This window comes from Streptomyces yamdrokensis (assembly GCF_053890455.1).
Genome location: NZ_JBSSMB010000003.1, coordinates 98,257 through 119,372 on the forward strand (window position 1 = coordinate 98,257; position 21,116 = coordinate 119,372).

Genomic DNA, 21,116 nt, shown 5'->3' on the forward strand with positions numbered 1-21,116 from the left:
GTGGCCCGGCCTCGCCCCAAGGAAGCCGAACTCGGTGCGGACAGTTTCTGAGGCTCGGATCGAGCATCCTTCGAATACTCCTCAAGGCTCCCGCCGCGAGGGGACGCCGACGCCGCCCTGGCAACCGGACACATCTCGTCCGGGCGCCGGACCAACCCGTGCCACCAGCGGATCCACTGCCCTTCGACCGGTGCGAGACATCACCTCAAGACGTCTTTGCCAACCTTCAGGCAACGTTTTGCCAAGCCGGGCCCAGCCGGAAGGCGCCGTCCTAAGGAGCGGGTTACTGATGTTCGACTCCGGCCTCAACGAGCAGCAGGGCGCCCTCGCCGCCGTGCCGGGCGACGGCCCGACCGGCGGGATCAGCAGTTACGACGCCCTGCCGCTCCCGCCGGCGCACCTGCGGGAGTGGCGGGACGCCACCCTCGGCCGGATCCGCGGGCTGCCGCGCCGCCGGGTCCTGCAGATCGGTGCCGGCACCGGGACGCTGCTGACCCGCCTCGCCCGCGACGAGGAGGTCCGGGAGTACTGGGCCACCGCCTCCTCCCCCGCCGCCGTCGCCGCGCTCACCGCGCGGGTGGAGGCCGACCCGGTGCTGGGGGAGAAGGTCCGGCTCGAGTGCCGCGGCGCCGAGGACACCCACGGGCTGCCCGCCGGGCACTTCGACACGATCGTCGTCGACTCGGTGGTCCAGTACGTCCCGGACCTCGCTCACCTGCGCACCCTCGTCGAGCGCCTGCTGCCGCTGCTCGCCCCGGGCGGCTCGCTGTTCCTCGGCGACCTGCGCAACCTCGACCTCGCCCACTGCTTCCGGACCGGCACCGCGCTGGCCCGGCCGGGTGCCGCCCGGGGCGACCGGGAGGCACTGCGCCGCCGCGTCGACCGCGAGGTCGCCCTGGAGGCCGAGCTGCTGCTCTCTCCCGCCCTGTTCGACGCCCTCGCCCGGGACCTGCCCGCGGTGCGCGCGGTCGACGTACGCGTCAAGCGCGGCGTCCAGCACAACGAACTGACCCGCTACCGCTACGACGCGGTCCTCTCTACCGCCGAACCCGCCGCCGACCTCGCCACCGCGCCCCGCGCCCGCTGGGGCGAGGAGATCACCACCGCCGCCGGGCTCGTCGACCACCTGCGCACCCGGCGCCCCGCCGTGCTGCGCCTGGCCGCCGTACCCAACCGCCGGGTGCACGACGAGTACGCGGCCATGCAGTCCCTCTTCGACCCTCTGGAGAGCATCGACCTGGCTCCGCAGGACGCGCCCGCCCCCGCCCCGGAGGCGCTGTGCCGGGCCGCCGAGCGCCTCGGGTACCGCGCCGTGCCCACCTGGGGCGAGCGCCCCGACCTCCTGGACCTCGTCCTGCTCGACCCCGAGCAGGTTCCCGCGGGCCCGCTCACCGGCGTCTACGCGGCACCCGTCGTCGAGGCGGCCGGCTGCGCCAACACCCCGGCGGCAGCGGGCCGCGCCGCCGGCCCGGACACCGTCCCGCAAACCCGCCGGCCGGCCCGTCTGCCGGAGGGCGCGATCCCGTCCGCGCGGACGGCACCGGACACCCTGCCGCCGCACCCGGACGGCGCAGCCGCACCCGCGCTCCGTCCCGCACTGCCCGCTCCGTCCGCTCCGTCCACGCCCACCGTCGCCGCCGCCCGCCCGGACACCCGGCCGGGTACGGGGATCTGGGCGTGCGCGGGTGCGGACGCGCCGCCCGCCGAGGGGGACGTGGCCTCGCTGTTCGCGGCGCAGGTGGCGCGGGCTCCCGGGGCGCTCGCCCTGCCCGGCCTCGACTACGCCGAACTCGACGCCCGCTCCGACCTGCTGGCGCACGCGCTCCTGGAGCACCGGGCAGGCCCCGGCGCCTGCGTGCTCACCGCCCTGTCCTCACCGGCCGGGTTCGCGGTGGCCGCGCTGGCCGTGGTGAAGACGGGAGCCGCGCTGCTGCCCGTCGACCCGGCGCTGGACCTCGCCGAGGCACCGCACCCCGCGGTGCTGCTGCTCGACGAGACCGCGGACCTGCTGCTGCCCGCCGTGCCCGGCGCGGCCCGGCTGGTGCGCGAGGAGACCGCCGGCCCGCTGCCACCGGCCGGACACTGGCCGGTGACGGACGCCGACCGGCTCCGGCCGCCGTGCCCCGGCGCCCCGCTGCTGCTGGTGCCCGGCGAGGACGGCACGGTCGCGGTGGGCGGCGAGGCCGTCGCCGCGGCGGCCGGGGCCGCACCGGCGGACACGGCCTGGCTGGTGCGCGGCTACCCGGACGGGGACGCGGCGATCGGGCTGCTGAGCGCCCTGGTGTGCGGCGCGCGCGTCCATGTCCCGGACGGCTCGCTCACCCGGGACGTGCCGCACGAGGTGCTGGGCTGGCTGCGCCGGCGGGGCGCCCGGATGGTGCTGGGCGGCTCCGACGACGTGCTGTGCGCGCTGTTGGCGCTCGCCCGGGCCGAGGGCGCCGGGCTGAGCGTGAGCGGCGGCTGGGCCGAGGGCAGGCTGGTCGTCGAGCAGGTGCCCGGCTCCCCGCCCCGGCCCGCCCCCAGCTACCGGGCCTACCTCCTCGACTCCCTGCTGCGTCCGGTGGGCCAGGGAGAGACCGGGTCCCTGTACATCGCGGGCGCGGGCGTGGCCCAGGGGTACGCCGGAAAGCCCGGGGCCGACGGCGAACGGTTCCTGCCCGACCCGTTCGGCGGCCCGGACGGCGGCACCGCCCGCATGTGGCGCACCGGCCGCGCCGCCCGCCTCGACGAGGACGGCAGCCTGCGGGTGCTGGACGGTCCGGCCCACGACGACCCGTTCGCCGACGAGCACGCCACCTTCGTCGTCCTCGCCGACGCGACCGGCCACCGCGCCCTGTGGCCGGCGACGGCCGCCGTCCCCGAGGGCTGGTACGAGACCCACGGCGAGGACACCTACGAGCCCTGCCTCGACCACCTCCACAGCCCCCTCGACGACGACCTCGGTGACCTGTTCTAGGGGTGTTTCGAAAGTCCTGTGCGGTGCCCGCGGTGTCCGGTGCGTGCTCTCGGCGTGCCGGACGAAAGCTCTCGTACTGGACGCACTCGGGGTTTCGGCCGGTGCGGCGAGAGTGCGTGCCGGGCGCCGTGGGTGCTGTGCGGGACTTTCGAAACACCCCCCAGACGTCCCACCACCCCGGCACGCACCGAGCACCCGCCGACGCGACCACCCAAGACGCACCGAAGACGACCTTCCGGAGGACCCCATGAACGTCACCAGCAACCGCCCCGTGTTCTCGCCCCCGGCCCCGCCCCCCGTGCGGACCACCCCGCCACCGGCCGCGCGCCGCCCGTGGCCCGCCCGTCCCCGCGCCGGCGGGCGGGCGACCCGCGGAACCTGGACGGGACATCGGCCCTCGCGCGCGAACCGCCGCCGGGCGTACGCCGCCACAACCGGGCGCGGCGGAAGGCGGACCCTTACGTCGCACCGGATCCCGGCGATCCCGTCGGTGGGGCGGCGCCCGGCACGGGACGTCCGGCCTCCGGCGTCCGGCGAGCACCGGCACGCGTCGGGTGCGCGGCTGTCCGCCCGTGCTCCCCGCGCCGGCGGCGGCTCCGCCCGGACGGCGGACGGCCCGGACGGCGGCCGACGCGCGGGCGGGAAAGCGGGCGGGGCCGGCCGCACACCGGGCCCGGCCCGTGGCCGACCGGGTGGTCAGGCCCCGGACGCGGCCGTGCCCCGCTCTCCGGTGGACTCGACCAGGGACTCGGCGAGGATGCGCCAGATGTCCGCGGCCAGGTCGATGTTGGCGTCGGCCTGGGCCTGTTCGGCCAGGGCGCGCAGGCCCTGGACGCCGCTGTCGTCGCCGGAGCGGATGCGCAGCTGGTGGCGCAGGATGTCCAGCCGCATCCGGTCCCGGTAGGTCATCATGGGCTGCGCCTGGGCGAGTTCACCGAGCAGCACGCGGGCGTCGTCGTACCGGGCGGTGAGGAAGGCGAGGTCGGCCTTGAGCGCGGTCAGCTCCTGGCGCAGGCCGGGCGTCCCGACGAAGGCGAGCGCCGACTCCGCCTGCGTGGCGCACCGTTCGGCGGCCTCGGGGTCCGGGGGCCGCTTCTGGAGGTGCAGCCGGCCCGTCGCGGTCCTGAGCCTGAGCCAGAGCACGAGGTCCTCACCGCTGTCGAACTTCTCCAGCGCCTCCTCCAGACGGGCCTGCGCGGTGGCATAGTCGCCCTGCCGGACCAGTACCGCCGCCGCGGTCCACATCGCCTCGGCCCACACCGCGTCCGACCGGCCCAGGACCAGCGCGACCAGCTCGTCCGCGTGGGCCCGGGCGTCGGGCATCCGGCCCGCCTCGGCCTCCACGGAGACCAGGGCGAGCAGCACCGCCGCACGGTCGTCCGCCTCCAGCTCGTCCTCCTGGGCGAGACGGTGGGCGGTCGTCGCGGCGTCGCGGGCGTCGGTGATCTCGCCGAGCGAGCGCAGGCAACGGGCGTACCGGGTCAGCCCGCGCACCCGCAGCGCGGTCAGCCCGACCTGGTCACCGAGCCGTACCAGCTCCTCCAGGTACTCCCGTTCACCGGTGTGGTCGCCCTGGACGCGCCGCTGCCGGGCCAGGTGCCACAGTGCCTGCCAGCGCAGCACCGGCGTCTCGTGCCCCTCGGCGGCGAGGGCCTCGCGGAGGGTTTCGATCGCCGCGTCGGAGCCGGTGGAGGCGGCCAGGGTGAGCGCGTGGGCGAGCGAACCGCCCGCGGGTTCCTCGAAGTCCGCCGCTTCCAGGCCGAGCCGTCCGGCGAGGTAGGCGACGGCCCGTTCGGTGGGCTGGCGGGCGCCGGACTCCAGCCGGGAGAGGTATCCGGTGGACATGCCGTCACCCGCCAGCGCGGTCTGGGACAGCCCGCGGGCCTGGCGCAGTTTCCGGAGACGTCGGCCGAAAGCCGGCTGCTGCAGCATGTGACCAATTCCTGAGGGCAGGCGGGTGGGGGGTGGCCACGAGGCAGAAGGAGCGAGCCGTCCGAAGCCGCGACGAGCGTAGGGCGCCGGGCAACAGCCGGGCAATGTTTTGCCAGGCGCCGTGGCATCGTCCCGTGCGGACCTCTCGTGTTTCTCGTGCGTTCCTCGAGCGGCAGGGCGCACGGCCCGCCGGAGCGCCCCGGCCGGCGGCCCGGTCTCTCACCCGCAGGGCTTCAGTCCGTGCCGTCCGACGCGGGGCCGGACACCAGCGCCAGGTGCCGTCGCCCGGCCGTACGCCGCCGCGGACGCGGGACGCGTACCGCCGGGTCCGCGTCGCCCCCCTCGGCCGCCGGGAAGGCGGACACGGCGCGCAGGCCCGCCGCCACCGGGGCCGCCACCGCCCCGACGCCCGCCGCCGCCACAGGAGCGGGCGGCGCCGCCCGGACGGCCGTCGGCACGGTGTGGTGCCTGTGCCCGGCCAGGACGTCCCGGAGCGCCTTTGCGAACCGGGCGACGTCCTCCGTCGAGTTGTCGTGGTGGACGGAGACGCGCACGGCGGCGGTGACTGCGTGCCCGGGCCGGTACAGCGGGGTCTCCCGCGCGACCGTCTTGCCCGCGGTGACTCCACGGGCGGCGAGCTCCCGGCGCAGCGGCCCGGCGGGCACCTCGGCGTGCCGGAAAGTGACGATGCCGGACTGGACCCGCCCGGGGGCGATCAGCTCGGCTCCGGGCGTCTCCTCCACGGCGGCACGCAGGACGGCGGCGAGGTCCCCGGCGGGAACGGCCTGCTCCTGCTCGGCCAGGGCGGCGTTCAGCGCGACGACGCGCGCGCCCTCCGGCGGAACCAGGGGTGCCGTGCCGTACGGGGCCAGTGCCTGCCGCAACTCGGGCGCCGCGTAGGCGAACCCGACCGACTCCGGGCCGCGCAGGAACCGCCAGCCGTCCCCGGTGAGCAGTTGGCAGCCGATGCGTCCCGCGTCCACAGGGAGCTGGCCGACGGCGTACGAGGCGTCGACGGCGTAGAGGCACCGGTACGGAGCTAGGATGCGGCCGATGTCCTCCACCGGAGCGACGATGCCGCAGCCCGCCGGGACGTGTGCCACCGACACCAGGGCGACGTCGTCGTCGATGTGCGCCGCCATCCACTCCAGGTCCAGGTCGCCGTCCGGGCACAGCGGTACGACCTCCAGCCGGCAACGGGCCCGGTCGCGCAGGGCGGACAGCACGGTCAGGTTGGCGACGCCCTCGTAGGGGGTCGTCCAGATCCGGTCGCCCGGGCCGAGCGGGAGGCGCGGCACCAGGGTGGCGAACGCGTCGGCCGCGCCGGTGGACAGGACGGTGTCGCCGGCCGGCGTGCCCAGCAGGGCCGCCAGGCGCGCGTCGAGTTCGCGGCGCACGACGTGGTGGACGTGCTCGTCCACCTCGTGCGGACCGTGGCGGTCCTCGTGCCGTGTCCACTCGGTGAGTTCCGCGCGGGTGGCGACTGTCATCCGGCCCAGGCCGGCGCTGTCCAGGTGGACCCTTCGGCCACGGTCACCGTGAGGCATCGCGTTCACTTCCGACCTCCCCCGATCAGCGGGCAACTACTGGCAACTCATTGCCTCCTGCTTGACAATAAATTGCCAGAATTGCGGGCGGGTTGGCAATGTCGGCTCCAGCGGCGCTCCAGTGACGAGGACCGCGGACCGGGTGCGGCAAAGGCGCTCCTCGGTGCGCCCCCCAGAGATTTCCTAGCGTTGCCAAGTCATTCCTCGTTCTGCCAAGATTTCGCGTCCTCACTGTTCAGAGGGCCTTCGTGGTGGCAAAACGAGTGCCTCGCCCCGCGCCGAGGAGTGCCTTCGGTGCCCTGCTCGAGCATCCATCAACTGATTTCCGAGTGATTCCCGAGACCTCCTTGCCAATCTTCTTGGCAAGAAGTTGCCATACACCGAACACGGAATTGACACCGAGGAGCCAGCCATGAAGCGCATCACCGCCACCGTCACGACCGTCGCCGCCGCCATCGCCGCCACCCTCCTCTCCACGGCCGGCGTCGCCACCGCGAGCGACATCGGCTGGCCCGTCCCCCCGAAGACCACCGCCGCCACCACCGGGGGCGACATCGGCTGGCCCGTCGCCCCCGGGACCACCGCCACCGAGGGCATCGCCTGAGCCTCCGCCGGGCCGCCGGGCGACCGGACCCCGCCCACCGGTACGCCCCCGTCGGCCGCCGGCCGTCACGGGGGCTTCGGCCGTTTGGGAGCGGCGGCATCCGCGTCCGCGTGTACGCGTCCGCACGGCTCTCACGTGTTCCTCGAGCGTCCCTTTAGCGGATCCGGCCAGGATTTCCAGCGCCATACGTCGGAAGCGCCTGCGCGCTGTCCTGCCCCCGCCAGGGAGTCGTCCATGAAGCATCCGGTTTCTGCACGGCGTGCTGCCCCCAGGAGCGGATGCGTACCTCGGGGGCCGAACCGGGACGTGCCGTCCGACGACGACATCGGATGGCCCAGGAGGTGACGAATGGCCACGGCATTCCCGTCCCGCCCGCACGACGACCTGCTCGGGATCGCGAGGGAGGACGTACTGCGCCGCGCGCGCCCTCTCCGATGGCGGGGGCCGCCGTTCCCTCGCTCACCGAGTCGTCACTGGCCGTCCACTCGGCCCCGCTGACTCTCTCGCACGTGCGTCTGCGCAGATGCGCGACCGCGGTGCGCCGGCGACTCGACGGCTGACCGCCGCCCGTCCCACCCGCCCCGCCGTGTCAGCTCAACTCAGCCCAGGTCGGCCTGACCGACCTGGGCTGAGCGCCTGTTCCTGAGGCCGACATGACAGAAGACTGGTTGTGATCGGTTGGCGAACGGCTTGTTGGACTGGCGTGAGCAATGACACTGCTCGAACGGCTTGAGGGATGGCAGTGAGCTGGAGGGCTTCAACCTGGCGTGGCGTGGTCTACGGGCCCCATGGTGCGATCTTCGGAGTGTCTTGCGTTGAGCGTCTCTGGTGGCGCTGCTCAGACGTGTTGCGGTCAAGTTAACCGTGGCCTGCTGCGCCGTAGCGCAGCCCGTCGTACAGGAGCGTGGCGATGTGTACCGCATCGTCCTTCCAGCCGTTGGCACGCAGCCCGCAGATGCCGCCAAGGGCCCGCAGGACGATGCGTCCGCTGGTCCCCCTGCGGACGAGGCCGGCCGCAACGCCCGCGGCGAGCAGTTCGTCCAGGGCGCGCTCCATCTCGTTGCGCGTGTCATCGAAGGCCGGCGAGTCGGTCGCCATGATGCTCTCCAGCGCCTCCCCCATCCCTCTGCCCACTGCCGCGTGCTCCACGAGCAGCAGCAGGAAGGTGTGCAGGGCTTCGTCCGGAGCGTGTTGCGCGAGCAGTCGGGCGGGAGCCGCGCAGAGCTCGGTGACCTCTTGGCGGTACACCTCCGCGATGAGAGCCTCGCGCGTTTCGAAGTGGCGGTACAGCGTGCCGACGGCCACGCCGGCCCGGCGGGCGATCTCCTCCACGTGGGTGTCCTCGGTGTCGTTGGTGAGGAATGCTTCGCGCGCTGCGGTCAGGAGCGCTTCGCGGTTGCGGCGGGCATCGGCGCGCAGTGGACGTGGTGACGGCAACGGTCCTCCATAAAGTGAGTCCGACTCCGCTTGTGTATAGTAAACGGAGTTAGGTTCACTTTACTGGAGGGGCTCGCCGTGACGATCGTTGATGAAGGGCTTGCCGGCCTGCGCGTGCTGGTGACCGGCGGTAGCCGAGGAATCGGGAAGGCCACGGTTCGTCGCTTCGCCGCAGCCGGTGCCACCGTGCTGACGGCATCGCGAACAGCGCCCGCGGAAGACCTGCCCGCCACTTTCATCCCCGCCGACCTGCGATCCGAGGAGGGAGCGGCGGAACTCGGCCGACGGGTACTGGACAGCGTCGGAGGCGTCGACGTCCTGGTCAACAACGCCGGAGCCGCGACCGGACCCGTGCCGACCCTGGAGCGGTCCGACGCGTCCTGGCTCGCCGACCTGGAGACGAATCTGCTTGGCGCGGTCCGGCTCGACCGGGCCCTGGTTCCCCAGATGGTCGAGCGTGGCTCCGGCGTCGTGGTCCACGTCTCCTCCATCGCCAGCCACCTTCCCCAGCCTGCCGAGGCGCCGTACGCCGCGTCGAAGGCGGCGCTCAACGCCTACAGCCGCGAGCTGGCGACGGCGGTGGGAGGACGCGGCGTACGCGTGGTGTGCGTGGTGCCGGGCTTCGTCGTCACCGAGGGGGCTGTCGGCCATCTTCAGCAGATGGCCGACAGTCAGGGTGTGGGTATCGACGACGTCAAGCAGCAGATCGTGGACCACCTGAAGGTCCCGATGGGGCGGCCCGGCGAACCCGAGGACGTCGCAGAGATGATCGCGTTCCTTGCCTCCGGCCGCGCCAAATGGCTCACCGGTGCGCAGTTCCGTGTCGACGGCGGCATCATCCCGGTGGTCTGAGCCGCACCGTGAAACGCACTTCGAGGGGAGACACCATGAGCTTCAGCCTGACGTCACTGATCGTGGACGCCGCAGACCTGGAGAGCGAGAGCTCGTTCTGGCACCGGCTGCTCGGCGGCTCGATCACGAGGACGGCAACGCACCACTTCCTGCAGGTCGACGGCTTCCCCGTGATCGTGATCCAGCAGGCTCCGAAGCATGTGCCGCCACAGTGGCCCGACGGGGCCTGCCAGCAGATGCACTTCGACCTCGCCACGGACGATGTGGGGAGCGCGGACAAGCGAGTGCTTGACGCCGGCGGTCGACGGCTGCGGCCGACGGACGATGTCGTCGCCTCCGCCCAGCAGGGCTCCCGGGTGTACGCCAGCCCGGCCGGACATCCATTCTGTCTCCGCTCAGCTTGATTCTGCGGACCTGAGCGGCACTTCGGCCGGGGGCCGGGCAGGCCCGGCAGGTGAACCGATCTTGGATCACGGGAGTTCGTGGGAGAGTGGACTTCCGGCTGGGATTCCGGGCCGGTCAGGGTGGAGTTGCCGAGCGTGAACTTGAGAGCGATCAGTCCCGGCTGGCCTCGCGAGAGGCGGATTGTCCGCTTCTGCGGGAGGACCGTCGGGTGCTCCGCCTGGTCATCAGCGTGATCGCGGCCCAGGTGATCAAAGATTCCGAGTGCTGCCGGAACAGCACTTCCTTCGCTGCCTCGCGGTCGGTCATGTCGGCCGGGGTGACCATGACGAACAGCGGCAGGCCCTTGGTGTCCACGACCAGGTGCCGCTTGCGGCCGTTGATTTTCTTCGCGCCGTCGTAGCCGCGCGAGTCCTTCCCGACCGTCTCCGCGGCCTTCACGGACTGGGAGTCGATGACGGTGGCGACCGCGCCGGGCGCCCGGCCCATCTCGCGGCGGATGCGCTTGGCTTGACTTTTATCGTTCAGCGTCAACCACGGAGTCTTGCTTGGACGTCAGTCCCATGCGTTGAAGAGCACTCCGCCCAATGTCGAGATGCCGTAGAAGTGAACTTTCCGCCACTCGCCCTGGGTTAGGACCGAGGTGTCGATGTCCGAGAGCGGCAGAGTGAGCTGCGTGCGATCAAGCACGACAAACCCCAGGTCGGCAAAGGTATGGGCCCACGGTGGCGGTGTGAGGAACTCCTCGGTGTACCAGTCGCGGCGTTCCTGCGCGAATGCGATCCAGGGGTGGTAGGCGTGGCACAGGATGACGCACTCGCCTGTGCCCTCGATGACCGTCGCGGTGTGAAACGTACGGGGGTACGTCTGTTCCTCTATCTCGCCCACATGGCCTTTGGCCGCCCGGGCGGCTGCATACAGCGCTGCCCGGAACGTCCGCTGGTCGGTTTCCGGTAGCAGCCCGTCCTTCGGCTGGAAGAAGCCCGTGGCGCCTCGCGGCAGAGTGAACGCTGTGTCCTTGTCTACGGCCATGTGGCTCATTCTGCGAGGAGAAGCCCTGCCGACGTCTCACCTGCGCTCTGAGCTGCTGCTTTATGCAGTTCGCCGAGGCTTAGTCCCTCTCTTGTGGTGGGACGGGCGAGTATAGACCTCGCCCGTGGCGAGGAACCGGCCCACATCGTGACGAATGGCCGGGCCGCGGTTCTTCGAGCCGGGTGGCCGCCCGGGACCGGGACGCGTCGGTTTGGGTACACCGGCTGGGGAGCCGGTCTTCGTACGGAGGTGCCTGAACCCCCGCCGCACGCGGGCGGGGGTGAGTCTGTTCGGTTCGGCCGGCTTCTCCCAGGGCCGCCGCAGGTCTGCGGTGAGCGGACGGGCGAGCCGGAGCTGGGCATAGGCGGCGATCACCAGCCATGTCCACCGGTCGGCCGCCTCCGGACTGCGAACCTGGGGTTTCGTCCACCCGAGTGTCTGCTTGAACAGGCGGAACGTGTGCTCCAGGTCGAAGCGGCGGAGGAAGGACTGCCAGCAGCGGTCCACGTCGTTCGTGGTGGCGCCGGTGCCCGACCACCACAGCCAGACCGGCTTGTTCACCCCACCGCTGGGCAGCTTCTCCACGACCAGGCGGATGACGGTGCCTTCGATGATGGGCAGTGGTGCGTCGTGGTTGAGCCAGGCTGCGCGCCGGGTCAGCCTCGGGTGGAGCCGGTCCCACGCCTGGGCGTTTGCCTTCCCGTAGAGGCGGGTGTCCGTGACCGTCATGGCCTGCTCGGTGCCCCAGGTGGCTCGGTCGCCGAAGATGAACTCTCCGCCGTGCTTGGGCGGCCGGCCGCCCTTGGGGTCGTAGACCCGCGGCGGTGTCGGCCGTCGCATGACACGGTCTGGGCGGAGCCGGCCGAGGATCTCGACGGGCAGATCGCTGAGCAGGTAGGCGATGCGGGGTGCGTCGTATCCGGCGTCCAGCACGACCAGGACCTCCGGGTCGCCCGGCTTCCACTGGCCTGCGGCGACGAGCCGCTCGACCAGCTCGCGGAGCTGGACCGCGGTCACCGCGGCGACATCAGCGCCGGGCTCCAGCCGGACCGCGTCCAGCACTGCCGTCCAGGACGTGCGGCCGGTCTCCAGCGCGGCCACGATCGGGTACGGCCAGCCCGGCACCATCTGGTGCTTGCCCTCGCCCCGGCCAAAGGTGTGGCAGAAGGACCGGTCGGGGCAGGTGTTGGCGCCCGGCCGCAGCCATGGAGAGACGTCCGCAGCCGGCCCCGTAGTCCTAGCTCGGACACCAGGGAGCAGGTAACCCGCCGGTAGCTTTCGGTGGGTCAGGTCTCCCGTTTCTCGTCGTCGTGCGCCTCGTTGGGCTGAACGAGCGAATCCCAGGGTGGGCGACGGAATGGGCGGGTGTGCGGCAGGAGTGGTCGCCGGAAGACGTGGTGGCGTGTTGGACGCTGGTGGACGGCGACTGGGACCTGGTGGCGAACAAGACCGGTCCGACCCGGCTCGGCTTTTGCCTGATGCTCAAGTTCTTCGAGATGGAAGGCCGGTTCCCGGAGTTCATCGAGGAGTTCCCGCAGCCCGCTGTCGAGTACGTCGCCGGTCTGGTGAAGGTCCCTGCGACTGATCTTGCGAAGTACGACCTGGCGGGGGCGAAGCGGCACCGTAAGCAGATCCGGGAAGCCCTGCACTTCCGGCCTGCGACGCTGGACGACGAGAAGCGGCTGACCGCGTGGCTGGCGGTGGAGGTGTGCCCGGTAGAGCTGGTGGAGGACCGGCAGCGGGAGGCCCTGCTGGTCGAGTGCCGGGCGAGGAAGATTGAGCCGCCGGGCCGGACCCGGATCGAGAAGGTACTGGTCGCCGCCCGCAACCGGTGGGAGAAGGTGTTCTGCGCCCGGACCATCGAGCGTCTGGGCGACGCCGGCGTGGCCCGGCTGCTTGCACTGGTCGCGGAGAACAACGAGGACGGTGCCGGCCTGCTGGCCTTGCTCAAGCGTGATCCCGGCGCGGTCGGCCTGGACTCGCTGCTGACGGAGAGCACCAAACTGAACGACGTACGCAGACTCGGGCTTCCCGAGGGGCTGTTCGCGGACTGCTCGGAGAAGCTGCTGGCCGCGTGGCGGTCGAGGGCGATCAAGATGTACCCCTCGGACTTCCGGGACACCGCCGAGGACGCCCGGATCACACTGCTCGCGGCCCTGTGCTCTTCTCGTCAGGCGGAGATCACTGACGCTCTGGTGGAGCTGCTGGTTGCCCTGGTCCACAAAATCAACGCGCGGGCTGAGCGGCGGGTGGAGAGGCAGCTCACCGCGGAGTTGAAGAAGGTTCGGGGCAAGGAAGGCATCCTCTTCAAGCTCGCTGACGCGGCGATCGGCAAGCCCGACGAGGTGGTACGCGAGGCTCTGTACCCGGTGGTCGGGGAGAAGACGCTGCGCGACCTGGTCGCGGAGGCGAAGGCGAACGAGAAGGTCTTCAAGGCCAAGGTCCGTACCACCCTGCGGTCCTCCTACAGCTCGTACTACCGGCAGATGCTGCCGCCGCTGCTGAGGACGCTGGGCTTCAGGTGCAACAACACTGCCTACCGGCCGGTGATGGACGCGATGGTGCTGCTGGAGAAGTACGCGGAGGTCGACGGCAAGACCCGCTTCTACGACGCCGGCGACACGGTGCCGATGGACGGCGTCGTACGCAAGGACTGGCGCGAGGCCGTCGTGGACGACAAGGGCAAGGTCGAGCGCATCCCGTACGAGCTATGCGTCCTGGTCGCACTGCGGGACGCGATCCGGCGCCGGGAGATCTACGTCGAGGGGGCCTTGCGCTGGCAAAACCCGGAGAACGACCTGCCGGGCGACTTCGAGGCCACCCGCACCGTGCACTACGCGGCGATCCGCCAGCCCCAGGACCCACAGGCGTTCATCGCGAGCCTGAAGCAGCGGATGGCCGACGGCCTGGACAGGTTGTCGGCAGGGCTCGCGGACGGCTCGGCGGGCGGGGTGAAGGTGACCACGCGGCACGGCGACCCGTGGATCACCGTGCCGAAGCTGGAGAAGCTGGACGAGCCGACCGGCCTCCAGGCGCTCAAGGACGAGGTCGTACGCCGATGGGGAGTCCTCGACCTCCTGGACGTGCTGAAGAACGCCGACTTCCTCTCCGGCTTCACCGACGAGTTCACCTCCGTCGCCGCGTACGAGCGCATCGACCGGGGCACCCTCCAGCGCCGCCTGCTGCTTGTGCTGTTCGCACTGGGCACCAACATGGGTATCCGCTCGATCGTTGCGACCGGCGAGCATGGCGAGAGTGAAGCCGCTCTGCGCCATATCCGGCGGCACTTCATCACCGTCGACAACCTCCGCGCCGCCGTCACCCGGCTGGTCAACGCCACCTTCTCCGCCCGCGACACCGCGTGGTGGGGGCAGGGAAACGCGTGTGCCTCGGACTCGAAGAAGTTCGGGTCCTGGTCCAGCAACTTCATGACCGAGTACCACGCACGCTACGGCGGCAACGGCGTGATGATCTACTGGCACGTGGAGCGCAAGAACGTCTGTATCTACTCGCAGCTGAGTCCTGTTCGTCGTCCGAGGTCGTGGCGATGATCGAGGGCCTGCTGCGGCACTGCACGGACGCCGAGATCGAGTCGAACTACGTCGACACGCACGGCGCGAGCGTGGTCGGGTTCGCCTTCACCGAGCTGCTCAACTTCCGCCTGCTGCCCCGGCTGAAGAACATCGGCAGCATCCGCCTGTACCGCCCGGACGACGACCCGCCCGGCTGGCCGGCGCTCGGTGGTTCGCTGACCCGGGCCATCAAGTGGGACCTGATCGAGCAGCAGTACGACCAGATGGTCAAGTACGCCACCGCCCTGCGCCTGGGGACGGCGGAGGCGGAGCAGGTGCTGCGGCGCTTCACCCGCGGCGGGCCCAAGCACCCCACGTACGCCGCACTCGAAGAACTTGGCCGCGCGGTCCGTACGGTCTTCGCCTGCGACTACCTCGCCGCTCCCGGCCTGCGCCGGGAGATTCACGGCGGGCTCCAGGTCGTGGAGAACTGGAACTCGGCGAACACCGTGCTCCACTACGGCAAGGACGGCGCGCTCACCGGCCCGGACAAGGAACACGCCGAGACCTCTATGTTCGCCCTGCACCTGCTCCAGTCCGCGCTCGTGCACGTCAACACGCTGCTGCTTCAGCAGCTCCTCGCCGAACCGGCCTGGGCGAAGAAGCTCTCGGACGAGGACCGGCGCGGGCTCACCGCGCTGTTCTGGTCCAACATCAACCCGTACGGGACCTTCCGCCTGGAGATGGACAAGCGGCTCGACCTCGCGCCGCTTCTTTCGGTGCCCCGTCCCCGCACCCCGGCGGACGGCTCCGGTCAGGCCCTGGCGGAGCCGAGGTGAACCCCGTGCCGACGGGCTGGTGCCTGTACCGGCCTTGGGGGCCAACGGGGCAGCCGATATCGGCGATATTGATCTGAATGGTGAGAGGACCCTGCCGACGCCGCGAGGGGCAGCCGGGTCCCGGCTGCCCCTCGCGGGTGCTCCCGTAGTGGTACTGGCGTCCGTCAGGTCACTCGGCGGCGGATCCACCAGGCGCAGAACCCGGTCAGGGCCAGGGCGAGGCCGAGGTAGAGCCCGGTCTCGGCCCATTGAAGGGCCCAGAAGTTCCCGGCGGGCTGGTACGTCACCTGCTGCTTGTAGCCCAGGGCGCCGAGGTCGGCGACGCAGCGGTCGACCTGCTGCAGGGTGGGCGGGCCCGCCTCAATGTGCAGGCAGTCGGCAAAGGAGGACGGCACGGGGGCCGGCTGACCGGCGGCGTTCAGCGTCTGCTGGGAAGTGACCCAGGACCCGGGCACTTCTTCGAGGTGCGCGACGATCTGCTCGGCGCCGTCCTGGATGCTGAAGGGGGCGCCGCCGGGCTCGATCGGCAGGGTGGTCCGGTCCGCGGCGGCCAGGTGGGTCCGAATCCACATCGGCACGGCGATCTGGACGGCGGCGTAGAGGACGAACGTGGTGGCCATCGCGGGCAGGGTGCGGCGGATGACCAGACCGAGGGCGACGCCCAGGACGAAGGCGAAGGCGGCATGGGCCATGGGGACGACACCCCGTGCGGCGAAGGCCATGGGGTCGAGCCGCGGGAAGTACGTGTCCGTCGCGCCACCGCCGTTGACGGCCCGGTCGATGGGGCTGCTCCACCAGCTCACCGCGAGGCTGGTCAGTCCGGCGGCGGCCATGGAGGCCGCCGCACCAAGGCCCAGCTTGGTCACCAGCCAGCGGGTTCGGGTGACGCCCTGGTTCCACGCGAGGTAGTGGGTGCCGGTCTCCAGTTCACGGGCGATCAGCGGCGCGCCCCAGAACATCCCGATGACCGCCGGCACGGCGAGCACGACCAGCAGTCCGGTGTAGTAGAGAGTCTGGTCCGAACTGGAGACCTGGTCCACCAGGCCGCTGCCGGCCGTCCGGTAGAGGTCAGCCAGCTGCGGGCCGGTGACCGCGAGGGTGGCGGCGAGGGCGGCCACCGCGGCGAACATCACGGCGGCCTGGGTGCGGAACTGGCGCCAGGTCAGCCAGATCATCGGAGGACCTCCAGTGCCGGCCGGGTGTCGCGTACCGCATCGGCGGGCCGGGTCATGTAGGCCAGGACGATGTCTTCCAGACCGAGCGGGCTGACGGTCCAGGACGGATCGTGGACCGCGGTGTCGGTGCGCACCAGGAGGGTGGTCTGCCGTTCGGCGTGGCTGGCGGTGATGACGTGCTGACCGGCCGGGAGCGTGCCCGGGTCCCGGCGCGGTCCGGTGAGCCGGTGGTGGCAGGCGACCAGGTCGTCGATGTCGCCGGCCACCTGCACGTGGGAGTCGACCAGGACGATGACGTAGTCGCAGGTCCGCTCCACGTCGGAGACCAGGTGGGAGGAGAGCACGACGCTCAGCTCGTGCTCGGCGACGGCCTCCATCAGGTCCTGCATGAACTCCCGTCGGGCGAGCGGGTCCAGGGCCGCGACCGGCTCGTCCAGGATGAGCAGCTCCGGGCGCTTGGCGATGCCCAGGGTGAGAGCGAGCTGCGCGCGCTGGCCGCCGGACAGCTTGCCGGCCCGCTGCTTGGGGTCCAGACCGAGGCGACGGATCCGGTCGCGCGCCACGGCGTCGTCCCAGTTCGGGTTGAGGCGCTTGCCGAAGTCGAGGTGGTCGGCGACCCTCAGCGCGGCGTAGGTCGGGGTGTCCTGGGCGACGAAGCCGACCTTGGCCAGCTGTTCCACACCCGCAGCAGGACGGCCACCGCACACCTCGATGGTGCCGGCCGTCGGGGTCAGCATGCCGGACGCCAGGTTCAATAAGGTCGACTTGCCGGCGCCGTTGGGGCCGACCAGGCCGACCACCCGTCCGGCGGGGACGTCCAGGTCGCAGTTCTGCAGCGCCCAGCGCTGTTTGTACCTCTTGCCCAGGCCCTGGGCTCGCAAGACAGCGCTCACGCTACGTCCTCTCCGGCGGCGTTACGAAAGGTGTTCATGAACAGCGCCTCGATGCTCTCGTCGTCGAGCCCGGCCAGGCGGGCCTTGGTCAGCCAGCGCTGCAGGTCCTTGCGGAGCGGTCCGTGCGCGGCGAGCGTGCCGTCGGCCAGCGTCCGGGTCACGAACGTCCCGACGCCGGGACGGGCGGCCACCAGGCCGTCGTGCTCCAGCTCGCGGTACGCCTTGAGCACCGTGTTCGGGTTGACCGCCATCTGCTTCGCCACGTCCTTGACCGTCGGCAGCCGGTCCCCCTCGTTCAGTAGACCCAGGCGCAGTGCGTGCCGAACCTGCTGGACCAGTTGCTGGTACGGGGGCAGGCCGGAGCGGCTGTTCAGGTGGAACTCAATCACCAGTTCCTCCATTTATCTAGTTGCCTAGCACTATAGTCCTCTGCGTCGACCATTCGGCAAGGCGTGCAACTGCGGACGCCAGCCGCCCGGCACCGAGGGGAGCCAGCCGCGCATGGTTGGCGCTCGCCAGACCTCGCTCGGGTGTCGAGAAACGACCGTCTGTCGACACTCGCACCGGTGATCACGAACCCGCAGGTGGGCAGTGTCGACAACTCGCGTCGGCAATCAACGTCGATGAAGGGTCCGGCCGATAGATTCCGACACATGCTCATCGGCTACGCGCGGGTCTCGACCGCCGACCAGAACCCCGATCATCAGATTGACGCCCTGCTGCGGGCCGGCGTCGACCGCGACCACGTCCACGTCGACACCGCGAGCGGCGCGAAGGCCTCCCGCCCGAAGCTCGACCTCGTCATGCAGCTGCTACGCGAGGGCGACACGTTGAAGGTCACCCGGCTCGACCGGCTCTCCCGCTCCGTGCTCCACCTGGTGACCCTCGGCGCCGAGCTGCGCGAGCGCAGCATCGGGCTGCACGTCATCGAGCAGGGCATCGACACCGCCACCATGGAGGGGAGGGCGATGTTCGGGATGCTGTCCGTGCTCGCCGAGCTCCAGCGCGAGCTGATCGTGGCGAACACCAACGACGGCCTCGCCTCCGCACGGGCCCGCGGCCGGGTCGGCGGACGCCGGCCGCGCCTCACCGAGGACCAGGCCGCACTCGCCCAACGCCTCTACGACGAGCGGGACAAGACCGTCCAGCAGATCGCCGACATGTTCGGCGTGCCCCGCTCCACGGTGTACGGACACCTCGACAAGACCAAGACCGTCCCACGCCAACCGAAGAAGAGCACGGTCACGAAGCCGAGATAGCTACCGGTGGGTTACTTGTTCCCTGGTGTCCGGGCTAGGACTCCGGGGCCCAGCCAGCACGATTCGACCGTCTGCAGCCCTGGGTAACGGGATCGAGGCCAGCGCACGACGCAGCCGGGCGAAGTCGATTCGTCCCTGGTTGAGGCCGCCATAGAGAGCCCCGTGGCCTCGGCGGTGTTCCGGCGCGAGCGCCAGGTCCACCAGCGTCCGCACCGGCCCGTCCGTGCACAACAACGCGTCGCACAACTCGAACAGTGCATCGGCCCGAGCGGTCAGGCACAAGTACAACTCCGCCCGGAAACATGACACTTCCGCGAACGCATCCCGCAGGACGTCCTGATACCCCAAACTCACGACCACGGCCTTCGCGCTGGTTCCCATGCCTCTGTGACGGAGCACAGGATCAGACGAAGGCCGCCTACGTGTCCGCTGAACTGCGGAAACCCCTATCAAGTTCGAGGCAATCGTTCGATGTCGCTGCCCGACTTGCCAGACAGACGCTGTCACTCGCTTCCTGACACCGCAGGTGTATCAGGGTGCTTGTCCAAAAAGGCGTTGATGAACTCCACTCCGAAGGCATGTGTGTCCGCGGAGACGTCGGAAGGCGATTCGCCAAACCACAGGACAGTCTCCGGGTTGCGTCTGGCCTCATCGAGCCACTTACGAAGTCTGCCGAGTCGTCCTCCGCTCAGCCGGACCGCAGCCTGATGCACGCGTTCACACTCCGGGCCTGCATAGAGATCAAGGAGTGACAGGGCGTTCGCAGCCTCGTCGTACGAAAAGGTGGCGTCGCAGAGCAGACGTGTTGCAGGTGACACGGCCATGCCCGTCATCCTGCCCACCGTTACCACGGTCGGCAACGGCCAAGTCCGCTCGGAGGTTAAACGACAAGTGAGTCCGGTTAATCCGGTCAATCGAATCCGGCGAGTTCGGCGAGTTCGTCGAATCCGGCCTTGAGAAGGCCGTGGCTCCGTGGGCCACGCACGCCCGCCCCTCAAGCCGCTTCCAGCACCCGCCGGAGCACGGCGTGCACGTTGGCGCGGTGGCGGGCCCACCACAGCGCCTCCCAGTCGATGTGCGGACCGGAGAGCTGCAGATGCGTCATGGCGGCCAGCAGCGCCGGCACCTCGCCGACCGCGACGGCCGTCTCCGCGTCCTCCCGCGGGCCCGGCCCGCACGCCAGCACCCGCCGGAAGCCCGCCGCGCGCAGCGCCGACAGGCCCTCCGCGTCACCGCGTCCGGGGACGGGCGCCTGAGGGATACGACGGTCATGACCGTCGTGACGCCCGGTCAGAATGTTCCGGGCGGCCTTCTCCAGGCCCAGGCCCCCCGCCACGTGGGCCGCGGCCACCGTGCCGGAACCGGCTCCGGCCACCGCGCCGATGCGCATCCCCCAGTCCTGCCACGTCCGGTACAGCGCCACCTGGTAGGCGAACAGCGCGGCCCGGCCGAAGTCCGTACGGTCCAGCAGCCCGGCGTCGGCGCCGTGCTCGGGCGCGAAGACCGCCGCCGCCAGGGGCAGGGGCAGGCGCACGTCGAGCACCCGGCACCCGGTGTCGAACTGCGTGCGGAAGACGGGGAACGCCCCGTACAGAGCCCGCACCATGGCGGGCCGCACCCGCCGGCCGGCGACGAACAGCAGCGCCGTCTCGCCCTCCCCCGCCACCAGCACCGGCGTACGTGCTGCTGAGGCTTCCGGCCCGTTCCGGCCACGGCCTCGGGTCATCGGTCCGTCTCCTCCCGCGCTCCGGCCGCCGTACCCTGGCCCACGGGTCCGCTCAGGCGGCGAACAGGTCGAAGGTGGAGGTGTTGCGCGGCCCCGCCAGGACGTCGAGCTGGGGGTCGACGGACAGCATGGCCTGGTGCATGCGCTGCAACTGGGGAGAGGGCTCGACACCGAGTTCGTCGATGAGCCGCATCCGCAGCCGGCGGTAAACCTCGAGGGCGGACGCCTGCCGGCCCGACCGGTACAGGGCCACCATGGCCTGCGAGTGCAGCCCCTCGTGCTGGGGGTGACGTGCCGTCAGGTCGGCGAGTTCGGCGATGAGTTCCGTGTGCCGGCCCAGCCGGAGGTCGGCGTCTATGCGCCGCTCCACGGTGACCAGGCGGCTCTCCTGCAACCGTACGACCTCGATGTCGAGCACGGGCCCGACCTTCACGTCCACCAGGGGGGCGCCGCTCCACAGGTCGAGGGCCGCGCGGAAGCGGGCGGCGGAGACCTCGTTGTCCCCGGCCCCGAAGGCGGTCCGTCCCTCGCGCACCAGTTTCTCGTACTGGTGGACGTCGACGCAGTCGCCGTCGATCTGCAGCAGGTAGCCGCCGTGCCGGGTGGCGAGCACGTCCTTGGCGCCCGCCGGTGAGCCGGGTCCCATCGCCGTGCCGAGTTTTCTTCGCAGCTGCAGGATGTACGTCTGCAGGGTCGTCAGCGCGCTCGCGGGGGGCGTGATGCCCCACAGCTCCTCCATGAGGGTGGGCACGGGCATGACCCGTCCCGGGTACAGCGCCAGAAGCGCCAGCACCTGCCGCGGCTTCCCGGCCGTCGGAACGATCGAGCCCCCGTTGACCTCAGCACTCAACGGACCCAGGATTTGAATCTTCACGGTGTCCTCCGCTCGTCGAGCTCCTCGAGTCCTCTGTCCAGTTCCTTTCGATGGCCAGAAAACTGCGTCACGAGCA

Annotated in this window: 15 protein-coding genes and 4 pseudogenes; 6 read left to right on the forward strand and 13 right to left on the reverse strand. The window is 71.1% G+C overall.

The window, feature by feature from the left end:
* Positions 1–289 precede the first annotated feature (289 nt).
* The gene (locus tag ACWZEH_RS34885) at positions 290–2,956 is read left to right on the forward strand and encodes an AMP-binding protein (RefSeq protein WP_456200229.1); all 2,667 of its coding nucleotides are present in this window, start codon (positions 290–292) and stop codon (positions 2,954–2,956) included.
* A 696-nt stretch (positions 2,957–3,652) separates the two neighbouring features.
* Here ACWZEH_RS34885 and ACWZEH_RS34890 read toward each other — a convergent pair.
* Both ACWZEH_RS34890 and ACWZEH_RS34895 read right to left on the reverse strand, forming a co-directional pair.
* Positions 3,653–4,888, reverse strand: coding sequence for a helix-turn-helix domain-containing protein (locus ACWZEH_RS34890; protein WP_456200230.1), 1,236 nt, complete (start codon positions 4,886–4,888; stop codon positions 3,653–3,655).
* A gap of 233 nt (positions 4,889–5,121) precedes the next feature.
* Complete coding sequence (locus ACWZEH_RS34895; protein ID WP_456200348.1) at positions 5,122–6,435, reverse strand: aminotransferase class V-fold PLP-dependent enzyme; 1,314 nt, start codon at positions 6,433–6,435, stop codon at positions 5,122–5,124.
* Positions 6,436–6,847: 412 nt separating this feature from the next.
* On the opposite strand from ACWZEH_RS34895, the gene ACWZEH_RS34900 reads away from it, so the two are divergent.
* Positions 6,848–7,039 carry a hypothetical protein gene (locus ACWZEH_RS34900; protein ID WP_456200232.1) on the forward strand — a complete coding sequence of 64 codons (192 nt, stop codon included), beginning with the start codon at positions 6,848–6,850 and terminating at the stop codon, positions 7,037–7,039.
* 858 nt (positions 7,040–7,897) lie between these two features.
* Here ACWZEH_RS34900 and ACWZEH_RS34905 read toward each other — a convergent pair.
* A complete protein-coding gene (locus ACWZEH_RS34905; protein ID WP_456200234.1) occupies positions 7,898–8,476 on the reverse strand; it encodes a TetR/AcrR family transcriptional regulator in 579 nt (192 codons plus the stop codon).
* Between the two features lie 78 nt (positions 8,477–8,554).
* On the opposite strand from ACWZEH_RS34905, the gene ACWZEH_RS34910 reads away from it, so the two are divergent.
* Complete coding sequence (locus ACWZEH_RS34910) at positions 8,555–9,328, forward strand: oxidoreductase (protein ID WP_456200236.1); 774 nt, start codon at positions 8,555–8,557, stop codon at positions 9,326–9,328.
* Positions 9,329–9,363: 35 nt separating this feature from the next.
* A complete protein-coding gene (locus ACWZEH_RS34915; protein WP_456200237.1) occupies positions 9,364–9,732 on the forward strand; it encodes a VOC family protein in 369 nt (122 codons plus the stop codon).
* Positions 9,733–9,970: 238 nt separating this feature from the next.
* On the opposite strand, the pseudogene ACWZEH_RS34920 reads toward ACWZEH_RS34915, so the two are convergent.
* The 3 genes and pseudogenes from ACWZEH_RS34920 to ACWZEH_RS34930 all read right to left on the reverse strand — a co-directional run.
* Positions 9,971–10,240 (reverse strand): annotated as a pseudogene (locus ACWZEH_RS34920) (transposase); the annotation flags it as partial.
* A gap of 45 nt (positions 10,241–10,285) precedes the next feature.
* Complete coding sequence (locus ACWZEH_RS34925) at positions 10,286–10,762, reverse strand: hypothetical protein (protein ID WP_456200239.1); 477 nt, start codon at positions 10,760–10,762, stop codon at positions 10,286–10,288.
* 60 nt (positions 10,763–10,822) lie between these two features.
* Positions 10,823–11,986, reverse strand: a pseudogene (locus ACWZEH_RS34930) (NF041680 family putative transposase); the annotation flags it as partial.
* A 191-nt stretch (positions 11,987–12,177) separates the two neighbouring features.
* On the opposite strand from ACWZEH_RS34930, the pseudogene ACWZEH_RS34935 reads away from it, so the two are divergent.
* Positions 12,178–15,113 (forward strand): annotated as a pseudogene (locus ACWZEH_RS34935) (Tn3 family transposase).
* 164 nt (positions 15,114–15,277) lie between these two features.
* Here the strand turns inward: ACWZEH_RS34935 and ACWZEH_RS34940 are convergent.
* Genes ACWZEH_RS34940 through ACWZEH_RS34950 form a run of 3 tightly spaced genes read right to left on the reverse strand, consistent with a single transcriptional unit; the run spans position 15,278 to position 17,582 of the window.
* Positions 15,278–16,288 carry a transporter gene (locus ACWZEH_RS34940; protein WP_456200241.1) on the reverse strand — a complete coding sequence of 337 codons (1,011 nt, stop codon included), beginning with the start codon at positions 16,286–16,288 and terminating at the stop codon, positions 15,278–15,280.
* Entirely contained in the window at positions 16,285–17,181 is an 897-nt protein-coding gene (locus ACWZEH_RS34945) for an ABC transporter ATP-binding protein (protein WP_456200243.1), read from the reverse strand. The genes ACWZEH_RS34940 and ACWZEH_RS34945 overlap by 4 nt, the downstream gene beginning before the upstream one ends.
* Positions 17,178–17,582, reverse strand: a complete 405-nt coding sequence (locus ACWZEH_RS34950) for a GntR family transcriptional regulator (RefSeq protein ID WP_390143628.1) — start codon at positions 17,580–17,582, stop codon at positions 17,178–17,180. Before ACWZEH_RS34950 ends, ACWZEH_RS34945 begins: the two co-directional genes overlap by 4 nt.
* A 252-nt stretch (positions 17,583–17,834) precedes the next feature.
* Here ACWZEH_RS34950 and ACWZEH_RS34955 point away from each other — a divergent pair, with 252 nt between their 5' ends.
* Positions 17,835–18,440, forward strand: a complete 606-nt coding sequence (locus ACWZEH_RS34955; protein ID WP_456200245.1) for a recombinase family protein — start codon at positions 17,835–17,837, stop codon at positions 18,438–18,440.
* 36 nt (positions 18,441–18,476) lie between these two features.
* Here ACWZEH_RS34955 and ACWZEH_RS34960 read toward each other — a convergent pair.
* From ACWZEH_RS34960 to ACWZEH_RS34975, 4 genes and pseudogenes are all read right to left on the reverse strand, one after another.
* Positions 18,477–18,821: pseudogene (locus ACWZEH_RS34960) on the reverse strand (transposase); the annotation flags it as partial.
* A 122-nt stretch (positions 18,822–18,943) separates the two neighbouring features.
* On the reverse strand, positions 18,944–19,273 hold the full coding sequence (locus tag ACWZEH_RS34965) for a hypothetical protein (RefSeq protein WP_456200246.1): 330 nt from the start codon (positions 19,271–19,273) through the stop codon (positions 18,944–18,946).
* Positions 19,274–19,434: 161 nt separating this feature from the next.
* Positions 19,435–20,166, reverse strand: coding sequence for an acyltransferase domain-containing protein (locus tag ACWZEH_RS34970; protein ID WP_456200248.1), 732 nt, complete (start codon positions 20,164–20,166; stop codon positions 19,435–19,437).
* Positions 20,167–20,218: 52 nt separating this feature from the next.
* A complete protein-coding gene (locus ACWZEH_RS34975; RefSeq protein WP_456200250.1) occupies positions 20,219–21,040 on the reverse strand; it encodes an AfsR/SARP family transcriptional regulator in 822 nt (273 codons plus the stop codon).
* Positions 21,041–21,116 lie beyond the last annotated feature (76 nt).

Excerpts from the sequence above, each read along its gene's own strand:
- ACWZEH_RS34885 (WP_456200229.1), top strand. The coding sequence starts at position 290 with ATGTTCGACTCCGGCCTCAACGAGCAGCAGGGCGCCCTCGCCGCCGTG.
- ACWZEH_RS34890 (WP_456200230.1), bottom strand. The coding sequence starts at position 4,888 with ATGCTGCAGCAGCCGGCTTTCGGCCGACGTCTCCGGAAACTGCGCCAG.
- ACWZEH_RS34895 (WP_456200348.1), bottom strand. The coding sequence starts at position 6,435 with ATGCCTCACGGTGACCGTGGCCGAAGGGTCCACCTGGACAGCGCCGGC.
- ACWZEH_RS34900 (WP_456200232.1), top strand. The coding sequence starts at position 6,848 with ATGAAGCGCATCACCGCCACCGTCACGACCGTCGCCGCCGCCATCGCC.
- ACWZEH_RS34915 (WP_456200237.1), top strand. The coding sequence starts at position 9,364 with ATGAGCTTCAGCCTGACGTCACTGATCGTGGACGCCGCAGACCTGGAG.
- ACWZEH_RS34925 (WP_456200239.1), bottom strand. The coding sequence starts at position 10,762 with ATGGCCGTAGACAAGGACACAGCGTTCACTCTGCCGCGAGGCGCCACG.
- ACWZEH_RS34940 (WP_456200241.1), bottom strand. The coding sequence starts at position 16,288 with ATGATCTGGCTGACCTGGCGCCAGTTCCGCACCCAGGCCGCCGTGATG.
- ACWZEH_RS34950 (WP_390143628.1), bottom strand. The coding sequence starts at position 17,582 with ATGGAGGAACTGGTGATTGAGTTCCACCTGAACAGCCGCTCCGGCCTG.
- ACWZEH_RS34955 (WP_456200245.1), top strand. The coding sequence starts at position 17,835 with ATGCTCATCGGCTACGCGCGGGTCTCGACCGCCGACCAGAACCCCGAT.
- ACWZEH_RS34965 (WP_456200246.1), bottom strand. The coding sequence starts at position 19,273 with ATGACGGGCATGGCCGTGTCACCTGCAACACGTCTGCTCTGCGACGCC.
- ACWZEH_RS34970 (WP_456200248.1), bottom strand. The coding sequence starts at position 20,166 with ATGACCCGAGGCCGTGGCCGGAACGGGCCGGAAGCCTCAGCAGCACGT.